A 17,605-nucleotide genomic window follows, 5' to 3' on the forward strand; every position below is an offset into this window, starting at 1 on the left:
AACATGGCAAACATCTTCGAAAAGAGTCAATACGTCATCCCGCGCGGCCGGGTCTTCTTCGACCTCTACGACGCGGCCGACCAGCTCACGGGCGAGCGCCACCTCGGCAACTGTCCGACCGTGACGCTGAGCATCTCGACCGAGAAGGCGCCGCACTACAGCGCCGAGAGCGGCCCCGGCGTGAAGGATGCGAACCGCGTCGTGCGCATCGACCGCACCGGCAAGATTACTTGCGACAACATGAGCGCGGACAACCGGGCGATGTTCATCTCTGGCGAAAAGTCCACGGTCTCGCAGGCCACCGGCAATGTGGCCGCTGAAGAGATCACCGTGATTCCCGGGCTGTTCTACCAGCTCGGCCGCACCGATGCGAGCCCGGCGGGCGCGCGCAAGGTCACGCAGGTTGTGGTGACGCCGGAAGCCGGCGGCGAGCCCTACGAGCTGGGCGAGGACTACACGGTAGACGCGGCGCTCGGTCGGCTGCAGATCGTCGCCGGCGGCGGTATCGCGGCCGGAAAGATCAAGGTCGCCTATTCGAAGGCCGCCACCACCTGGCTGCGAATCAAGTCCGGTGACAAGGCCGAGCTTCGCGGCGCGTTGCGTGTTCTCTCCAACGTCGCCGAGGGCGAGCAAAGCGATACCTACTGCCCGCTCGTGACGCTGGCGCCCACCGGCGACATGGCGCTCATCACCAGCGATGACGGGTATGTGCAGATGGAATTCGACATCGAGGTGCTCACGCCCCCCAGCGGCGTCGCGATCTTCGTGGATGGCCGCCCCGTCGAGGTCTAACCCTTCGCCTCGCCGCCGCTCGCGCTGAGCGGCGGCGACGCCTGGCGCTTCGCACGAGGCGCCAAACGTCGCCGCACTGGCTTCCCCCTTCACCACTCCCCAAAAGGTTCCCCGTTGGCCTTCAAGCCCATTCAGATCGTCATCAATGCCAAGGACGATGCGTCCAAGGTGTTCGACAAGCTGCAGACGCGCCTTGCCGCGTTCGCTGCGGTTGTGCTTGGCTACTTCGGCATTCAGGCGTTCGCCGGCTGGGTGAAGGGTGGGGCCGACTTCGAACAGGCGCTGAGCCGCGTGCAGGCCGCCACGGGCGCCACGGCGGCCGAGATGCGTGCGCTGCGGAAGGCGGCGCAGGAAGCGGCGGCAGATGCGCGGTACGGCTTCACAGAGCTGGAGGCGGCCGGGGCGCTGGAGAACCTGGCGAAAGCCGGCCTCAACGTCTCTGACGCCATCAAGACGCTGCCTGCGGCGATGCAGCTCGCCCGTGCCGGCGATGTGGAGCTGGCGACCTCGGCCGAGTACTTGACGAAGATCGTGAGCGGCCTGGGCCTCTCGTTCACAGATGCGGGCCGTGTGGCCGACGTGCTGGCGAAGGGCGCCAATGCGACAAACACCAGTGTGGCGGGCCTGGCTCAAGCGCTGAGCTATGCCGCACCGTTGGCGAACACGCTCGGCCTGAGCCTCGAATCGACTGTCGCCATCATTGGCAAGTTCGCCGATGCCGGCATTGACGCAAGCCGCGCCGGCACGGCATTGAACAGCATCCTTGCGCAGTTCTCCGACCCGGCCAGCAAGTTCCGCACAGAGCTGGCCGCCTCGGGCATCACGACGAACAATTTCGAGAAGATGCTGCACGAGCTGGCCGCAGCCGGGCCGGCGGGGCAGCGCGCGATTGCGGCTGTCGGACAGGAAGCCGGCCCGGCCTTGCGTGCGTTGCTCAATCAGGGCATCGGCAAGCTCGACGAGCTCACCAAGTCCCTGCAGGACGCGAAAGGCAGCGCGCTCGAAACTACCGCTGTAATGCAGGCGAATCTCAAAGGCGCATTCAACGGCCTGCTGACCGCTTGGGATTCGACCAAGAATGCACTGACGGCGCCCGTTCTCCCTTTGCTCACGCAAGCAGTCGAGCGGCTCGCCGGCGCACTGCGCGCGGCGGTGGCTGACGGCACGGTGGCGCGCTTCGGCACGGCCATCGCTACCGCCTTTCAGAATGGCATCAAGTGGGTGCAGGCATTCGCCGCGAGCATCGACGTGCCGGCGTTGGTGGCGAAGGCGCAGGCGATGGCCGACCGCGTGGGGGCGCTGCTCGACAGCTTCGGCCAGAAGGCCCAGAACACCGGCAACATCGTGAAAACGGTGTGGGGTGTCGCGTCCGCTGGTGCGAACACCCTGATTGCGACCGTCTTCCTTGTGGCCGAGGCTTTCGCCGGCGTGACCCGCGACATTTTGAGCGGGGTCGGAGCCATGCTGGAGGGCCTCTCGAAGTTGAGCTTTGGCGCCGTGTCGGCGGCGTTCAAGCAAGCTGCGGCCGAGGTGCGTGAGTCGGTCGCCGGCATGAACGGCGTAACCGACGCCTTCGGCGACAAGGCGGCGGAAGCCTTCGACCGTGCCGACAAGGGCGCAGAGGAAGCGCGTGCGGGTTGGACGGGCCTGACCACCGATGCTGAGACCACGACGGCAGCGGCGGGCGCCAGCTCCGCAGCGTTCACCAGCATGGCGGCCTCGATGCAGGCCGCCGGTACGAGCGCGCAGGAAGCGGGCGACAAGGCCGCCGCTTCGGCCGAGGCGCAGCGCGCGAAGGTGGCCGAGGCCGAGGCTGCCGTTTCCCGGTTGCGCGACGAATACAACCAGGCGTTCGCCGCTGGCAATGTGGAGCTTGCGGGCCAGAAGCTCGACGAGCTGCGCAAGGCGAGCGACGTGCTGGGCGCCGCACTTGCTGCGCAAAAGGAAAAGGCGGAAGACGCGCGCGAAGCGGTGAAGCGTCTGCGCGGCGAATATGACCAAGCCATCGCGACCGGCAACCTTGAGCTTGCGGCGCAGAAGCTCGCGGAGCTGAAGAAGGCCAATCTCGCTGCCGCAGACGCTGCCGCAACGAACAAGAAAGCGCAGGCAGATGCGGCGGCTGAGATAGCAGCGGCATTCCAGCGCTCGGGCGTGCAGACGAAGGTCGAGCTTGAGACCGTCGCCAAGGTGGCACTGCGTGACTACGAGTTGATTCGCGACAGCGGGCAGGCCACAGCCATCGGATTGGGCGAAGCATGGAAGAAAGCCGCTGAGGCCGCCATTGCTGCGGGAAGCGGTGTCGCGCCCGGCTGGGTGCAGGCGCAGGCCGCGATGCGTGGCTTTGAGATCGTGCTCGACAGTGCAGGGCGTTCGACACTGAAGCTCAAGGACGCGCAAGCTGATGCGACGAAGTCGGCGAACGAACTGGCCGGCGCCTTGGGCAACGTGACCAACGCCCGAGAGCGTGACCTCGAAGCACGCGAGAAGGCCATCCAGTTGCAAGAGCGCGAGATCGCGCTCGAGAACAAGCGGCTTGGACGCGACGCGAACGGCTTCTCGACCGACAAGACCGGCAAGACCGTGACCGCAGGGAGCGACCTCGGCACCTTGACCGGCATCGCCGCGTTCCTGAAGAACGCCGGCGTCAAGGACGACGAGACCGCACGCCGCATCGCGCGGGAGTTCGCCGACGAGAAGGGCAACGTTCAGTTCTTCAACAACCCGGGCCAGAAGAAGTACGGCGGCGACACGCTGAGCGCTGCGGTGATGAAGGCGGCCGAGAAAGTGACCTTCTTCGGCGACGGCCAGACGCCCACCAGCATTCCGAAGCCTGAGTCCACCCGCACCATCAATCTGCGCCTGAACGTCGATGGGCGCGACTACGGCACGGTGAACACCGACAGCGCCGGCGCGGGTGTCATCGAAGGCCTGCTCTCGCAGCTCTCCGCAGCGAAGGGCGCCTCTTCCAACCGTCCGGGGCGCTGAACATGGCAACGGCAAAGTTTCACGCCCTGGGCGCGTTGCAGATTCCGCGCGGCATGGTTTGGTCCGATGAGTTCGGATGGAACCCCGTCGAGAAAAGCCTCGACTACTCCGTCACGGGCGCCGCGCTCATCGATGCGGGTGTGCGCCTGGCAGGCCGGCCCATCACGCTGCAGGGCGAGGCCGATGCAGGCTGGATCAAGCGCGGCGGCCTCGTTGCGCTGCAGGCGCTCAACGCGGCCGACGCCGTGGGCGAGCACGCCCTCTTGCTGGCCGATGGCCGCAGCTTCACCGTGCAGTTCGCGCCCGGCCTTGCCGTCGAGGGCAAGCCGCTCGCGCGCCCCGAGCTGCCCGCCGACGACTACCCCTATATCGCCACCGTGCGGCTCATCACTGTTTGACCATGACCATTCTCGAATCCGACATCAAGATCGTTGCCACGCAGGTGATGGACGACGTACCCGAAGGCGGCGGCGCACCGACAGCCAAGGTCATCGCGGACGGCGCCAGCAATGCCATCTACAAAGACATCTCGGCGGTGGACCGCGCGCGCGGCGATGTGTCCATCATGAAGATCGCGGCCACCGTGCAGACGATGAACACCGACACCGCGCTCGGTGGCCTCGTCATCATCTCGCGCCCGCCCGTGGACCCGAACGTCAGCCCGGCGCTGTTCTACACCGGCGACTTCTTCGACCGCCGCGCCAGCATCCAGAACCGAATCGAGGCCTACACGTCGCCGGGCGAAGAGCTCAACGGCTTTCTGCTCTCCAACCATGTGCAAGGGCAGCGCTCGCTTTTGATCTTCCAGCGCCCCGGCGCCACACCGCCGAGCGTCAATGGCACGCTGCAGATCAGCGGCGGCGGCAAGGCCGAGTACGTGCGCGTGTCCGACGTGTCGGTCGAACAGCGCACCTACAGCTACAGCGCCGGCAATGGCTCGTTCGTGGACTATGCCGCGCAGGTGTGCGTCTGCGAGCTTCTCGACGGCCTGAAGAACGACTACAGCGGCACCGCGGCGAATCGCCTTTTCGAGCGCACCGCAGCCGCCGCGGCGATCAACAAGATGCTCGTCGCCAATGCGTCGAAGTTCTACGGCATCGCCAAGCTCGCGGCCAACGTGACCACCGGCGACCTGTCTGCCAAGGTCAACACCATCAGCACGCAGCTCGTGCCCAGCGCCACCACGGAAATCCCGCTCGTGGACATCTCGGCGGGCGGCTCATCGACCTCGCTCGTCGCCTCGGGCGCCGGCACGGTGTCGCTGAATACGAGCGTGGCCTTCGGCCCGAATGTGGTCATCGCCTTCGGCAACTCGGCGTATCCGGGCACGCTGTCGGTATCGACCTCGGCGGGCACGCTGACCGATGACGGCGGCCGGCTCAAGCTCGGCGCGCTGACCATCGGCAGCGTGAACTACGCCAGCGGCTCGATGACCTTCGCGAGCGACGCGCCCACGATCACGGGAAACAAGGCCATCAGCTTCCGGCCCGCCGGCGCACCTATCGAGCTGGCCGACTCCACGTCCATCGTGGTGACGGCCGAGAGCCGCCGTATCAACTACCCGCTGACCATCCTTCCGCCGCCGGCGCCCGGCTCGCTGCGCGTGGCATTCCGTGCGGGCGGCAACTGGTACGAGCTGGCCGACGACGGCGGCGGTCGCCTGTCGGGCACCAGCTCCAGCATCGGCAGCGGCACCGTGGACTTCGCGACCGGCACGGTATTGCCCACGCTCGGCAGTCTGCCCGACGTGGGAAGCGAAATCATCTTCACCTGGGCGGCCAAGTCGAACTACAAGGACCGCAGCGGCACGCTCACGGCGGCCGTGTCCATCATGCTGGCACTCGACAACCAGGCGGCCCAGTCGGGCACCGTCTCGGTGGACTGGAACGACGGCACCGCGCGCCACGCGAGCGACAACGGCAGCGGCTTGCTCACAGGGGACGCGACCGGCCCGGTGTCCTATGCGTTGAGCCGCGTCGAGGTGCGGCCCAACGTCCTGCCGGGCTCGGCCGTGGCCTTCACGGTCGGCTACAGCCACGGCGAGGCGTCCTCGAAGGCGTTCCCGGCGCCGGCGCGTGAAGTCGATGGGTCCATCACCCTGAACCTCGGCAAGACCAACATCGCGCCGCGTTCGCTGTCGCTCGACTGGAACCTCGTCCTGATGTCCACCGGCGGCGTGCCGGCCAGCCAGTGGGTGCCGCAGAACTTCGCGTCGAACAAGAGCGTGACCGACAACGGCGCGGGCAAGCTGGTGGATGGTGTGGGTGTCGAGTTCGGCACCATCGACTACGCCACCGGCATGGCGAAGCTGTACCCCGAAGCCGTCGTCAGCGTGGCGGTGCCGCAATGGGTCGTGAGCCCGCAGGGTGTGCTCGGCACGGTGCTGTCGCCGAGCCTGCCGGGCTTCTATCGCAACACCCTCACGGGCTACACCTATGCCGTGCTGAATGCGACACTGCCGGCCGACTCGACCGCGCTCGTGAGCGCGAATTTCCGGGTCGCGGGCGCAGGCACGACGAAGAGCCAGACCTTCAACCAGCCCAAGCTCTCCATCAAGCTGTTGCCCAACTTCAGCGAGGCCGGCGTGCCGGGCTCGATCAACTTCGCGTTAGGCGGCAAGACCTACTTCGACCGGGCGGGCAGTCTCTACACCGACCTCGACCCGGCCACGGGCGCCGCATCGCTGGCCGGCACCTACGACTACGCCACGAACGTGGCCTCGCTCACGACCTGGCCGGCCTCGGCTTCGACCTCGGTCGTCGTCAACAGCCTGTTGACCACGCTCGACGGCCAGCCGGTGGAATACGTGGTCTTCCGCACGCCGGTGGCGCCTGTCGTGCCCGGCTCGTTCCAGCTCCTGGCAACGCGCCTGAACGGCGGAACGATCAACGTCACGGCCGATACCTCGGGCCTCATCAACGGCACGAACGTGAACGGCACCTACGACTACTCGACGGGTGTCGGCAAGGTGCGCTTCGGTGACTGGGTGACAGCCGCCGGCAATGAGAGCGCGATCTGGTACTCGGCGGATGCCGTGGGCAGCGACGGCAAGATCTGGCGGCCTATCCCCGTCTTCGCGAGCACCATCCGTTACAACGCGGTCGCGTACACGACGCTGCCGGTCGATGCCACGCTGCTGGGCCTCGATCCGGTGCGCCTGCCCTCGGATGGCCGCGTGCCGATCTTTCGCAAAGGCGAACTTGCCGTCATTCACAACACCAAGCGCCTGGCGCCGACGACCGTCTCCAACGGGATGACGCTCAACGCGGGGCGCGTGCGGCTCTCGCGCGCACGCCTCATCGGCGCCGATGGGCTGGGCATCGAGGCCGGCTACACCCGCAACCTCGATGCCGGCACGCTGACAGTCACGGATGCCTCGGCCTTCGTGCAGCCGGTGGTCTTCGAGCACCGCATCGAAGACCTTCTGACGGTCTCCGATGTCGGCATCGATGGCCGCCTGGCGTTCGCCGGCCGCATCACGCACGACTACACCGCCGGCGACAGCTACGTGAGCAGCGCGCTGCCGATGGGCGACGTGAAGGCGCGCGTGTCGCTGCTGTTCGATCAGCAGGCATGGACCGGTGTCTGGTCCGACAGCCTCATCGGCAACCAGGCGGACCCGTCGTTCAACGACATCGACTATCCGATCACGGTCACGAACAAGGGCGCCGTGACGGAGCGGTGGCGCATCCAGATGAATGCCGGGGGCACTGCCTACAACCTCATCGGCGAGCACGTCGGCCAGATCGTGACGGGGCAGAGCCTGACGGCCGACTGCTCGCCGCTCGGCCCTTCGGGCGTGCCCTACATGACCATCCCGGCCGCCGGCTTCGGCTCGGGCTGGGCCGCTGGCCAGCTCATCCGTTTCAACACCGTGGGCGCGACGTTTCCCTTTGTGCCGATTCGCACCGTGCAGATGGGCGCCGAGACGGTGCTCGATGACAGCTTTGAAATCTCGGTCCTCATTGGTGTGGACCGCCCCTAACTCGCTCAAGGAAAAGCATGGCTTCCATCGTTGACACCAGCGTCAAGAATTTCAACAGCACGATGTCGGGCGCGCCTGCGCTGAGCGGTACGGCCGGCTCGCTCATTGCCCTGCTCGATGCGGTGCTCGTGAACGGGTTCGACATCAAGGCCGCGAGCGCGCTCACGGTCTCCGGGGGCATCGCCTCTATGCCGTTCATTGGCTCGCACAGCGCGCAGGTCGAGAGCGTTATCAGCATCACGGGCATCACGGGCGCCTATGCCTCGCTCAATGGCGAGCAGAAGGTCACGTCGGTGGCGGCAGGGGTGGTGCGCTTTGCCACCTCGCTGGCCGATGGTGCGGCGTCGGGGACCATCAGTTTCAAGATGGCGCCGCTGGGCTGGTTGAAGCCCTTTGCGGGGACGAACCTCGCCGCGTACAAGGCTTCGGACGTGGCAGCGAGCGGAATGCTGCTGCGTGTCGATGACACCGGGACGCAGTCCGCGCGTGTGCGCGGATACGAGTCCATGAGCGACATCAACAACGGCCTCGGGCCTTTCCCGAATGAAACGCAGATGGCGGGGGGTGGCTACTGGGCTAAGTCTGTGGCTGCCAGCTCAGCGGCGGTGCCGTGGGCCATACACGGCGACGGGCGCTTGTTCTATTTCACGGCGGCGCCAGGCGTGGCGAACACTCCTGCAGCGCAGTCAGGCGTCACGCGAGTATTTGGTGACATGTTGCCTCTGCGTCCCGGGGGCGATCCGTACGCATGCTATTTGTGTTACTCAAACGCGACATCGAGTGTCAATCAAATCGATGCGGGTGTTGGAAGCGGTGGCGATGTACTCAGATTTGCGGCTCCGCGTGATTTCACCGGACTGGGATCATCAGTCTTGCATGCGAAGTACCCCTATACCTTCTCATCGGCTATCGCTGTTTCTGGGTTGTCGGGTGCCTTCGGACCTTTCCCGAGCATTGTTGACGGCTCACTCATGACGTCTCGGCAGTTTCTGGCGTCGAACTCTGGTTCCGCTCCGCCGCGGGCCGATTTTCCCGGGGTCTACCATTGTGGACAGACGGGGGTTTGGGACACTTTCAAATTTCTTGATACGGCGCCTGCGGCCGGTGTGCTGGCGGGTCGAACATTGCAGGCCCTGCCCACGTCAAACAGCGGGTTATCGACGGGCTCGACCAATACGAACACAGGCGTGCTCATGGTTGACCGCACGGGGCCTTGGCGCTGAGATGGCGGCGCATCGCTACTGGCGGGCCCTGTCATTGGAGGCCTACGGATTCAAGGGCCTTGAGCTGAGCGAATTTCAGCTCATGGCGGGCGCCAGCCGCGTCGATGCGGCTGCGACCCTTACGGCGAATGTTGCGCCCGCTTCGGGCTCGCTGGCAAGCCTCAAAGACGATTCACTCAATACGTCCGCGTTCTGGAGTGCGGCCGACGTGCGCGCGCTGGTGTTGGCGTGGGACTTCGGTTCTGGCGGCGATCAGGACATAGGGGATATCCGTCTTGGGTCCGCTGCCGATCCCGCGAAGTTTCTGCTTGTCGCGCGAATGCAGTTTTCGGACGACGGCGTGACGTGGATCAATGCCTTCACGGCATCCGGTATTCAGTGGCCGGGGGTGCGTGCGAAGACGGCGAGCGTCGTGGACAACACCGGACCGAACACGGTCTCGCTGCTGCACTTCAATGGCGCCAACGGGTCAACGACGATCACGGATGAGCGTGGCAAGGCATGGACCGCACAAGGCAATGCGCAGATCAGCACGGCGGCACCGATCTTCGTCGGCCCTTCTTTGCTGCTCGACGGTGCCGGCGACTGGGTGCAGACGACGAGCGGGCTCACGGACTTTGCATTCGGCACCGGCGACTTTGTAGTTGAGTGCAGATTCCGGACGGTTAAGTCCGGCGCGCAGGTGCTGCTCGACTTTTATGCGACGGGTGGGGCGGGCAAAAACTGGCAGTTATGGCTTAACGGCAATCGAGTGCCCGAGTGGTACACGGGCGGTCCATCGAACGCCATAGCGCTCACGGCAAACACCGGGGCTGTGACGACGGGCGACACGCATCACGTTGTTGTACGCCGAATTTCGGGTGTCTTGACAATCTTTGTCGACGGCGCCCCGGCTGGGTCTGCTGTTGACATGAACGATTACTCGAACGTCGGGGCGGGTCAATTCGCGGTCGGAGCGCAGGTGGGCGCCCGCAACGCTGCTTACGACGTGCAGGGAAATATCGACGAGGTGAGAGTCGTCAAGGGTTCGGGCGGCGTGCTGCGCCTTCCTTTCGTCCCGGCTTGGATGCCTGAATACGACCTTGCGACGAAGTACGCCATCAACAGTACTGTTTACGCCCGGCCCGCTTTCGATACGCCCAGCCCGACAGCGGCAGGCAATATTCCTGTGTATGGGGTGCTTCGCGAAATCCCCAGCCGCTTCCGAGGCCGTGCGGACTACCTCACGGGCGTGCTCGGGCAGGGCATCGGTCGCGTGCGCGGCTTCACGCTCGACTATGTCAACCCGCTGAACAAGCCCTATCCCTGCCGCGTGGTTCTGGTGCGCGAGTCGGGCAATCTCACTGTGCGTGAGCAGTGGTCCAAGGCTGACGGAAGCTATGACTTCCAGTTCGTCGACGAATTGCAGAGCTACACCGTGATTGCCTACTACGAAGGGCACGCAAAGCGCGCGGTGATAACGGACGGCCTCACGCGCGCCAATGGAAAAGTGGAGTTGATGGCATGAACGTGCTCGCCATCAATGCAATGTTGGCCGGGCCGGGCTTCGTGGCCTGGCTCGGCGAAGGCGCGCGCTTCCTGGCCTGCGATGGGGTGCAGCCCGGCGAGGGCGGCCCGCTCACCAACGTGCTCGCTGCTGCAGTGCTCGCCGTCCCTGCCGGCACCGTGGATGCCGGCGCCCTCAGGCTGGTGCAGGCCGACACGGCGGGCGATCTGGTGCTCGCCACCGGCGTGCCGACGTGGGGGCGCATCGTGCGCGCAGATGGCGTTTGGGCCATCGACTACAGCGTGAGCGGTCCCTCCGGCGCCGGCCAGGTGAAGATCGTCGTACAGAACCCGCCCGAGGGCGACCCGGAAGCGAAGCTCTATCAGGGCGGAACCTTCTTCATCGGTGAGGTGGTCATCGGTGGTTGACGACCTCATCTTTCGGAAGGCGCCGCTCGACGGGCCGCCGAACATCCTTGTTTTTGGCGAGCCTGATGAGCCCACCGGCGGCGCGGCCTATGCGCTCGGGCGCATCCCGCTGCCTGGCTTCTTCGCTTCGGGCGGTGCCACGGTCACGAGGCCGCCGCTTGCCACGGCCGCTGGGCGGCTTTCGCTGCCGGTCTTCATGGCTCGCGGTGTCTCGAAGTACTCGAGCGCCGTCTCTCGTCCGCTGGTGGGCAAGGTGTCGAGCCGCTGGCAGGTGGCGGCGCAGATCGAGGGCGGCGCCGTGGCGAAGCACCAAAGCGCCGAGCGCGCGCGTGCTGGCAGCGTGTCCCGGTGGCAGATGGCCGAGCAGCGCGCCGGCGGCGTGTCGGCCGCATGGCAGGACACGCTTCATTCGCGCACCGCTGCGCTCGCCCGGCATCAGGCCGCGCACCAGCTCGAAGCCGGCGCCGGGCTTCGCTATCAGGGCGCGGTGCAAGCCCGCTCCAATGCCGCCGCGCGATGGCAAGAGGCGCAGGGCCTGGCGCTGGAGCCGGTCGGCATCCGTTACCAAGAGGCCGAGCGCCTTCGCCGCGACGTGGCCGCAGCCTGGCAAGAGGCGCAGCGCGTGCAGGTTCGCCATACCGGCCGCTTCGGCGCGGCGCTGCAGCTCGACGTGGGCCGCGTGGTGCGCTGGCAAGCGGCCATGTATCCGCTGCCGGGCCGCTCGGTCATCGTGCCGCCCGAGGTGGACCCCTGCTATGTCCCATCGACCACGCTCGTTTTCGGCGAGCGCCAGCGTTACAGCACCACGCTGATTTTCATTTGCGAGCGGCACCAGCCCTCGCCCGGCACCGGCGAAACCGTCGTGGTGCCCGTCCTGGAGGCCTACACCGTGCAGAACAGCATCACCCTCGTGCGCTTGGACAGCGGCGAGGAAATCGAGGCCCTGGCCTTCTCCATGAGCCTCGATGCCGACTCGTGGACCTGGCGCTGGAATGCCACGCTGCCGGGCTCGGCGTGGCCCGTCATCCGCCGCGGCATTCACGCGGCGCCGGTGGACATCCTCGCCACCGTCAACGGCGTGCCGTACCGGCTGAGCGCGACCAACTGCAACCGCGACCGGCGCTTTCCTTCTACGAGGGTGCAGGTAGAAGGCAAGGGGCGCGGCGCCATGCTCGATGCGCCGTATGCGCCCACGCTCAACCATGCATCCACCGCGACGCGCAGTGTCGAGCAGTTGCTCAACCTGGCGCTGACTTACAACGGCGTGAGCATCGGCTGGGGCGTGGACTTCCGCCTCATGGATTGGACCGTGCCCGGCGGGACGTGGGACTTTCAGGGGAGCTACATCGGCGCGGTGCTCGACATCGCCAGTGCGGCCGGCGCCATCGTGCAGCCGCACGCCATGGATGCGACGCTGCGTGTCTTGCCGCGCTATCCGGCCGCGCCGTGGAACTGGAGCACGCTCTCGCCCGACTTCGTTCTGCCTGCTGCGGCGGTGTCCGTCGAGGGCATCCAGTTGCTCACGCGGCCGGACTACAACCGGGTTTTCGTGGCCGGGATGAACAGCGCCGGCGTGCTGGGACAGGTCACGCGCAGCGGCACCGCCGGCGACAGCGTGGCGCCGATGCTCACGCATGCGCTGACGACCGATGTCAATGCCGTGGCGCAGCGCGGCCTCGCCGTGCTCTCGGACACCGGCGCGCAGGCGAGCGTGAGCCTGAGCCTTCAGGTGCGGCCGGAAACCGGCGTCATCCTGCCCGGCGCGTTCGTGCGCTACGAGGACGGCGCCGAGACGCACCTCGGCCTTGTGCGCAGCACCTCGGTGAACTGGCAACGGCCCGTGCTGCGCCAGTCGATCACCCTCGAAACGCATGTGGAGGCATGAGCATGGCCTCGACCAACCTATTCACCGCCTTCATCGAGCTGCTGCCGAGCTATCCGCTGCAGGTCGCAACCATCACCGCCATTGAGGGCGAGGTCGCCCGGCTGGCGCTGCCCGGCGGTGGCGTGCTCACGGCCCGGGGCACCGGCGCCGTCGGCGATCAGGTCTTTGTGCGCGATGGCGTCATAGAAGGCCAAGCGCCCTCGATGCCCTTCGTGCAAGTCGAAATCTAACGAGAGAGAAGAGGCACCACATGGATATGGGCGACATCGCCGGCAACCCCATCGCGCAGCTCGCGGCGCTGGTTCTTTCGATTGCTGGCGGATACAGGGTCTGGCGCTCGCAGCAGCCGACCGAAGCAAAGGAGCGCGCGGACAGCGAGGGGCAGATTGCCGCGCTTGCGACCTGGCAGGCGCTGCTCGAAGGCGAGCGCGCAGCGCGCGTGAAGGCCGAAGAGCGGGCCGACAAGTTCGCGGCCGAGCGCAACCAGGCGATGCAAGAGCTTTGGGAAATGAAGGGCCAGCTCAAGGCCATGAACGAGACCCTCACCGCGCAGACGCTGGAGCTGGGCTCGCTGCGCGACCTCGTTCGCCAACTGAAGGACCAACGCAATGAACAGTGAACCGCACACCGATTCCGACCGCGCGCCGCTCGATGAGCAGCCGCGCATGCGCGTGCCGCATCAATGGCGCCGCCTCTTCGAGACCGTGGGCGTCGTCGGAAGCCTGTTCCTCGGCGGCTTCGGCTCGGGCTACTTCTGGGCCACGCGCAATGCCGAGGTGCAGATGACGCGCCAGCGCGATGACCACCTGGCGGAAATCGACCGGCTTCGCGAAGCCTTCGGCGACCGCCTTACTTCCCTTGCCGGCCGCGTGAACCAAGCGGCCGGCACCGCGGCCAGCGCTGCGCAGACAGCGGGCGAAGCCGCCAGCACCGCGCAGAGCGCCGCACAGACCGCCAACCAGGCCGCGAAGACAGCGGCAAAGGAGTTCAAGAAACCATGATCGACACACAAACCCTCATCGACTGCACCGGCGCCACGCGCGCCAACGCCGAGCGCTTCGTACTGCACCTGGCGGACGGCATGAACCGCTTTCGCATCCACTCCGATAGCGCGGTGGCCGCCTTCCTCGGCCAGCTCGTGATCGAGTCCGCCACGTTGGAGAAGGTCGAAGAGGGCCTTTACTACACGACGGCCGCGCGCTTGCGCGAAGTCTTCCCGAGCCTGTTCGTGCAGGGCGGCTATCGCGCCGAAGACTACCTGCGCAACCCGCGTGCGCTGAGCATGCTGCGCTACAAGGGCTTCCATGGCCGAGGGTTGATCCAGCTCACTTGGGAAGACGCCTACATCGCGGCCGGGCGCGCTATCGGCGTGAACTACCGCGACAACCCCGAGCTGCTGCTGCAGCCGCAGCATGCCGCGCTGTCGGCGTGCTGGTTCTTCGCCGACTTCAAGGGCTGTCTGCCGTCGGCCGAGCGGGGCGATGTCTACGACATCACGGGGCGCGTCAACGGGCCGAAGCGGCTGAAGCTGGCCGAGCGCAAGGCGGCCACCGCTCGGGCTTACAAGGTGCTGAGCAAATGAGCCTGCTGCAAACCCTGTTGGTGGCGCTCGGGTTGAGCGTGGCCGGCAATGCCGTACTCGGCTGGGCGTGGGTGGGAGCGCGTGAAAAGGCGGCTACGTCGGTGCTGCAGCGCGACGATGCACGAGCGGCGGCATCCGCGTGTAGCGATGCAACCGACGACCTCCGCGACCTGGCGGACAAGCGCGCGGCCGAGGCAAAGAAGGCGCAAGCTGCGGCTCGCACGGTGGCCCTTGGTCATCAGGTGAGCGCGCAGACGATCCTCGCGACGCCGGCCGCTGTGCCGGGCGATGCCTGCGCGAGCGCGCAGGTGCGTGTCGATGGTTGGTTGAGGGGGAGGGCAGGGCAATGAAGGTTTGCGCACGTCTCTGGGCCGCTTTGGGCCTTTGCGCGGTGCTCGCAGGCTGTGGCGTGGCGCCCGTGCAGTCGGTGAAGGTGCCTGTTCCCGTCGAGTGCCGTGTGCAACGACCGGTGCGGCCGGCCATGCCGACCGAAGCGCTCGCGCCTGGCGTTGATCTTGACCGCTTCGCGGCGGCGGCGATGGCCGAGATTGAGCTGCGCGAGGGCTACGAGCTGGAGCTAAATGCGGCTCTCGCTCACTGCACAGCGCCGATGTAGCTTACAAAAAAGAGACCCGCCAAAGCGGGTCAAAGGGTCATCGACTTGACCCGAGGATGCGGCGAGGGCCGCCGCGGGTCGATTCTCCAACTGAGGGACGCAAGGTGTGTGTGAAGAAATCCGCGACAGAGTGTCAACAAAGGTGAGATGAGCATTTCTCTCCTCATAGATCGCTTTGTTCTGGCGTCGGGCGTCTGAGCTTGCCCGCATTCTCTGCCACAGCCTTCGGGCGGGAGTGTTGCTCAACCCTTGATTGATCGGCGCAGTTCGATCGGACCGATGCCGCTGTAGACCGTATTGCCATCCTTCAGGGACACGACGGTCCAACGGTCGCCCGGGGTGACCTTGTAGTCTCCTGGCGCCAGCGGCAGCTCGAATTCTTCGCGTACCTTGTCGCTGTACCAAGCTGGCGTGTAGAGGGTGGTAGTTTCGGTGGGAAAAATGTCGGCTTGGCTCATGTGTGGATTGTCGCGGGCTAGAAGAGGTCGTCGACGGGGGGCGGGGGGGCGGTCTGATTGTCGGCAGGCGGCTCTGCTGGCTTGACCTTCTTCGTTCGTGGCGGCAGGGGAGCAGGGTAGGTGTCGAGTTGACCCATCCACTGCTTGAAGAACTTCGGAGCGCTGGCGACCGGGCACGTCAGCCACTCGTCGTATTGCTCGGGGTCAAGGATGACGACCATGCGTTTCTCGTCGCCCCACTTATGGAATCGCGACATCACAGGGTGGCCGTCAGCATTGACCGTCAGCATCGCGAAACTGAACACGTCTAGGCCGGTCTCCGTGTCAACCCACTTCTCCCAGATACCCGCGATGGCAAGTGGCACCTCGCCAGGCTGCTGGATGCGCCAGCGCACCGGCTTCGCATCGGCGGTCTCGTAATAGGGCTCGAAGATGGCTTCGGCGGGCACGATGCAGCGCTGCCCGAGGCGCCAAGCGTTGCGAAAACTGGGCAGGCTCGAAACGGTCTCCGACTTGGCGTTGTAGGTCCGCCGTCCGTAGGTCAGCTCCTTGGCGAACTTGGGCACCAAGCCGAATGCGCCGTCATCGACACGTCGATTGCCTGAGCCGTCTTCTGCCAACCTGATGAAAGGAGCCATGCCAGTCGGCCACGCGATGACAGGGCTTTCGTCCCCTTTGCGCACTACGCCGAAGAACGACAGCAGGCGGTCCGCCCGGGTTACTGCTTCATAGTTGCTGCACATGGACGTTCCTCAATCGGTCATGTCGTCGTCGTTGACATCGAACCCGCTGGATGACCGTGGGTTGTGGCGGGCAAGGGCGGCATAGGCTTCTTCGTGGTGCACCACGCACCACCATGTCTGCTGCGTGTGGGTTGGTTTGCTTTTGACGGCCCGAAACGTGATCTCTACCCCTGTGAGCATGATGCCGCCGTCCTTGATGGCGAGGATGCGCGCGTAATGCAGCGGCTCCAAACAATCTTTCTCCGGGTCCTTCAGGCTAAGTAACCGGGCGTCCCACGTCCGCCCGTAGTACGCGGGGTTTGCTTTCCTGAAATCAAGCCAGCCGCGTGCGCCGGTCTCGCCTTCGAGCTGCGAGCGCGAGCGCCAGTGTCCATGCCTGCGGAGAAGGACTACGTTTGAAATCACTGTATAAGCATACAGTGATCAGGTCGAGCTGCTATCTCCGAAAACGGCCGAATTCGGCGGAATTTCCGGCGCGGTTCGGCCTAGTTTGTCCCGCTCTTGTCCCGGTTGGAAAAAAGCCGTTGAAAATCAACGGCTTGCGGATGCCTGTGATGGGGACCGAACCTGTAGATTTCCGGTGCCTCGCGGATACACTTGTTGCCATGAGCCAAACGTTCGAGAAAGCACCTCTCGTTGAGATCATCGTCGAGGTTCGTTGGGCTGACGCTGCCGGTTTCCCGCAAGCGGGCGGTGGCCTGCTACAGCTCCCGGTCAACAACGCTGCAGATGAGTTCTACATGCGCTTTGGAGGGGCGGCTTACTCCAATGGTTTTCGTCAGACTGAGCGACTAGTCCCGCCGGGGTTTCCTGTCATGCCAGGGCAAGCGATCTATCGCTATCGGCCAGCATCGGATTTCCCTGATGAGTTGGCGCGGTCAGCTTTGTGGCAAATTGGCTCCGGCGTGTTTACTGCGAACGCTACGCCCCCATATAAATCTTGGCTTGAATTTTCGCCCTGGGTTGCGAAAGGAATCCAAGCAGTTTTGGATACTCGGAATGAAGCCGAGAAGAATTCCGACTTCGCGAGCATTTCCCTTAGATACATAGATGCGTTCACGTCGGATTTTATTGGTGGATTGTCTTATGAAGAATTCCTGCAAGAGCGATTAGGGTTTAAGGTTCAGTTGCCTCCAGCGATTGAAAAGATGGCTGCGGATGGAGCAACTGCGGAACACATCATTCAGTTCAGATTGTTGCTGCAGAACGGAATGAGTTTGACAGTATTGGCTGCAAAAGGAACATCGAACGGTGTTGACGCACTGATATTGAATACCACCGTCTCTACTACTGAAAAAACTGCTGCGAACGTTGAAACCGTGATGGCTAAGCTTAGCGATGCTCGAAATATGATTCACAATTCATTTGTGGAAATGACGTCGGATATCCACGGAATAATGAAGCCCACTTCAAAGGACTGAA

General features: G+C 65.1%; 18 protein-coding genes. 15 read left to right on the forward strand and 3 right to left on the reverse strand.

Annotated elements, in window-relative coordinates; translation table 11 throughout:
- Positions 1-3 precede the first annotated feature (3 nt).
- From C4F17_RS24295 to C4F17_RS33750, 14 genes are all read left to right on the forward strand, one after another.
- Positions 4-792, forward strand: a complete 789-nt coding sequence (locus C4F17_RS24295; protein ID WP_106936961.1) for a hypothetical protein — start codon at positions 4-6, stop codon at positions 790-792.
- 114 nt (positions 793-906) lie between these two features.
- Entirely contained in the window at positions 907-3,777 is a 2,871-nt protein-coding gene (locus tag C4F17_RS24300) for a phage tail tape measure protein (RefSeq protein WP_106936962.1), read from the forward strand.
- A gap of 53 nt (positions 3,778-3,830) precedes the next feature.
- Complete coding sequence (locus C4F17_RS24305; RefSeq protein WP_106937686.1) at positions 3,831-4,175, forward strand: hypothetical protein; 345 nt, start codon at positions 3,831-3,833, stop codon at positions 4,173-4,175.
- 2 nt (positions 4,176-4,177) lie between these two features.
- Positions 4,178-7,762: a hypothetical protein gene (locus tag C4F17_RS24310; RefSeq protein ID WP_106936963.1), complete on the forward strand. Its 3,585-nt coding sequence runs from the start codon at positions 4,178-4,180 to the stop codon at positions 7,760-7,762.
- Positions 7,763-7,779: 17 nt separating this feature from the next.
- The gene (locus C4F17_RS24315) at positions 7,780-8,985 is read left to right on the forward strand and encodes a hypothetical protein (protein ID WP_106936964.1); all 1,206 of its coding nucleotides are present in this window, start codon (positions 7,780-7,782) and stop codon (positions 8,983-8,985) included.
- A 1-nt stretch (position 8,986) separates the two neighbouring features.
- On the forward strand, positions 8,987-10,492 hold the full coding sequence (locus C4F17_RS24320) for a LamG domain-containing protein (RefSeq protein ID WP_106936965.1): 1,506 nt from the start codon (positions 8,987-8,989) through the stop codon (positions 10,490-10,492).
- Complete coding sequence (locus C4F17_RS24325) at positions 10,489-10,899, forward strand: hypothetical protein (protein WP_106936966.1); 411 nt, start codon at positions 10,489-10,491, stop codon at positions 10,897-10,899. Before C4F17_RS24320 ends, C4F17_RS24325 begins: the two co-directional genes overlap by 4 nt.
- Positions 10,892-12,784 (forward strand): hypothetical protein, encoded by a 1,893-nt coding sequence (locus C4F17_RS24330; protein WP_234382346.1) that lies wholly within the window; start codon positions 10,892-10,894, stop codon positions 12,782-12,784. Before C4F17_RS24325 ends, C4F17_RS24330 begins: the two co-directional genes overlap by 8 nt.
- 2 nt (positions 12,785-12,786) lie before the next feature.
- Complete coding sequence (locus C4F17_RS24335) at positions 12,787-13,014, forward strand: hypothetical protein (RefSeq protein WP_106937688.1); 228 nt, start codon at positions 12,787-12,789, stop codon at positions 13,012-13,014.
- A 20-nt stretch (positions 13,015-13,034) separates the two neighbouring features.
- Positions 13,035-13,403 carry a hypothetical protein gene (locus tag C4F17_RS24340; RefSeq protein ID WP_159053702.1) on the forward strand — a complete coding sequence of 123 codons (369 nt, stop codon included), beginning with the start codon at positions 13,035-13,037 and terminating at the stop codon, positions 13,401-13,403.
- Positions 13,393-13,785: a hypothetical protein gene (locus C4F17_RS24345; protein ID WP_106936968.1), complete on the forward strand. Its 393-nt coding sequence runs from the start codon at positions 13,393-13,395 to the stop codon at positions 13,783-13,785. The genes C4F17_RS24340 and C4F17_RS24345 overlap by 11 nt, the downstream gene beginning before the upstream one ends.
- Positions 13,782-14,366, forward strand: a complete 585-nt coding sequence (locus C4F17_RS24350; protein ID WP_106936969.1) for a glycoside hydrolase family 19 protein — start codon at positions 13,782-13,784, stop codon at positions 14,364-14,366. The genes C4F17_RS24345 and C4F17_RS24350 overlap by 4 nt, the downstream gene beginning before the upstream one ends.
- Positions 14,363-14,716, forward strand: a complete 354-nt coding sequence (locus C4F17_RS24355; RefSeq protein WP_106936970.1) for a hypothetical protein — start codon at positions 14,363-14,365, stop codon at positions 14,714-14,716. The genes C4F17_RS24350 and C4F17_RS24355 overlap by 4 nt, the downstream gene beginning before the upstream one ends.
- A gap of 131 nt (positions 14,717-14,847) precedes the next feature.
- The gene (locus C4F17_RS33750) at positions 14,848-14,982 is read left to right on the forward strand and encodes a hypothetical protein (protein ID WP_325001199.1); all 135 of its coding nucleotides are present in this window, start codon (positions 14,848-14,850) and stop codon (positions 14,980-14,982) included.
- Positions 14,983-15,224: 242 nt separating this feature from the next.
- Here the strand turns inward: C4F17_RS33750 and C4F17_RS24365 are convergent, their stop codons facing one another.
- The 3 genes from C4F17_RS24365 to C4F17_RS32880 are packed head-to-tail and all read right to left on the reverse strand — an operon-like array spanning position 15,225 to position 16,588.
- Entirely contained in the window at positions 15,225-15,440 is a 216-nt protein-coding gene (locus tag C4F17_RS24365; RefSeq protein ID WP_106936972.1) for a hypothetical protein, read from the reverse strand.
- A gap of 17 nt (positions 15,441-15,457) precedes the next feature.
- Positions 15,458-16,183, reverse strand: a complete 726-nt coding sequence (locus C4F17_RS24370) for an SOS response-associated peptidase (protein WP_106936973.1) — start codon at positions 16,181-16,183, stop codon at positions 15,458-15,460.
- 9 nt (positions 16,184-16,192) lie between these two features.
- A complete protein-coding gene (locus tag C4F17_RS32880; RefSeq protein ID WP_159053703.1) occupies positions 16,193-16,588 on the reverse strand; it encodes a hypothetical protein in 396 nt (131 codons plus the stop codon).
- 119 nt (positions 16,589-16,707) lie between these two features.
- On the opposite strand from C4F17_RS32880, the gene C4F17_RS24380 reads away from it, so the two are divergent.
- Entirely contained in the window at positions 16,708-17,604 is an 897-nt protein-coding gene (locus tag C4F17_RS24380; RefSeq protein ID WP_159053704.1) for a TIGR04255 family protein, read from the forward strand.
- Position 17,605 lies beyond the last annotated feature (1 nt).

The sequence above is a fragment of the Variovorax sp. PMC12 genome, assembly GCF_003019815.1.
Classification (GTDB): domain Bacteria; phylum Pseudomonadota; class Gammaproteobacteria; order Burkholderiales; family Burkholderiaceae_C; genus Variovorax.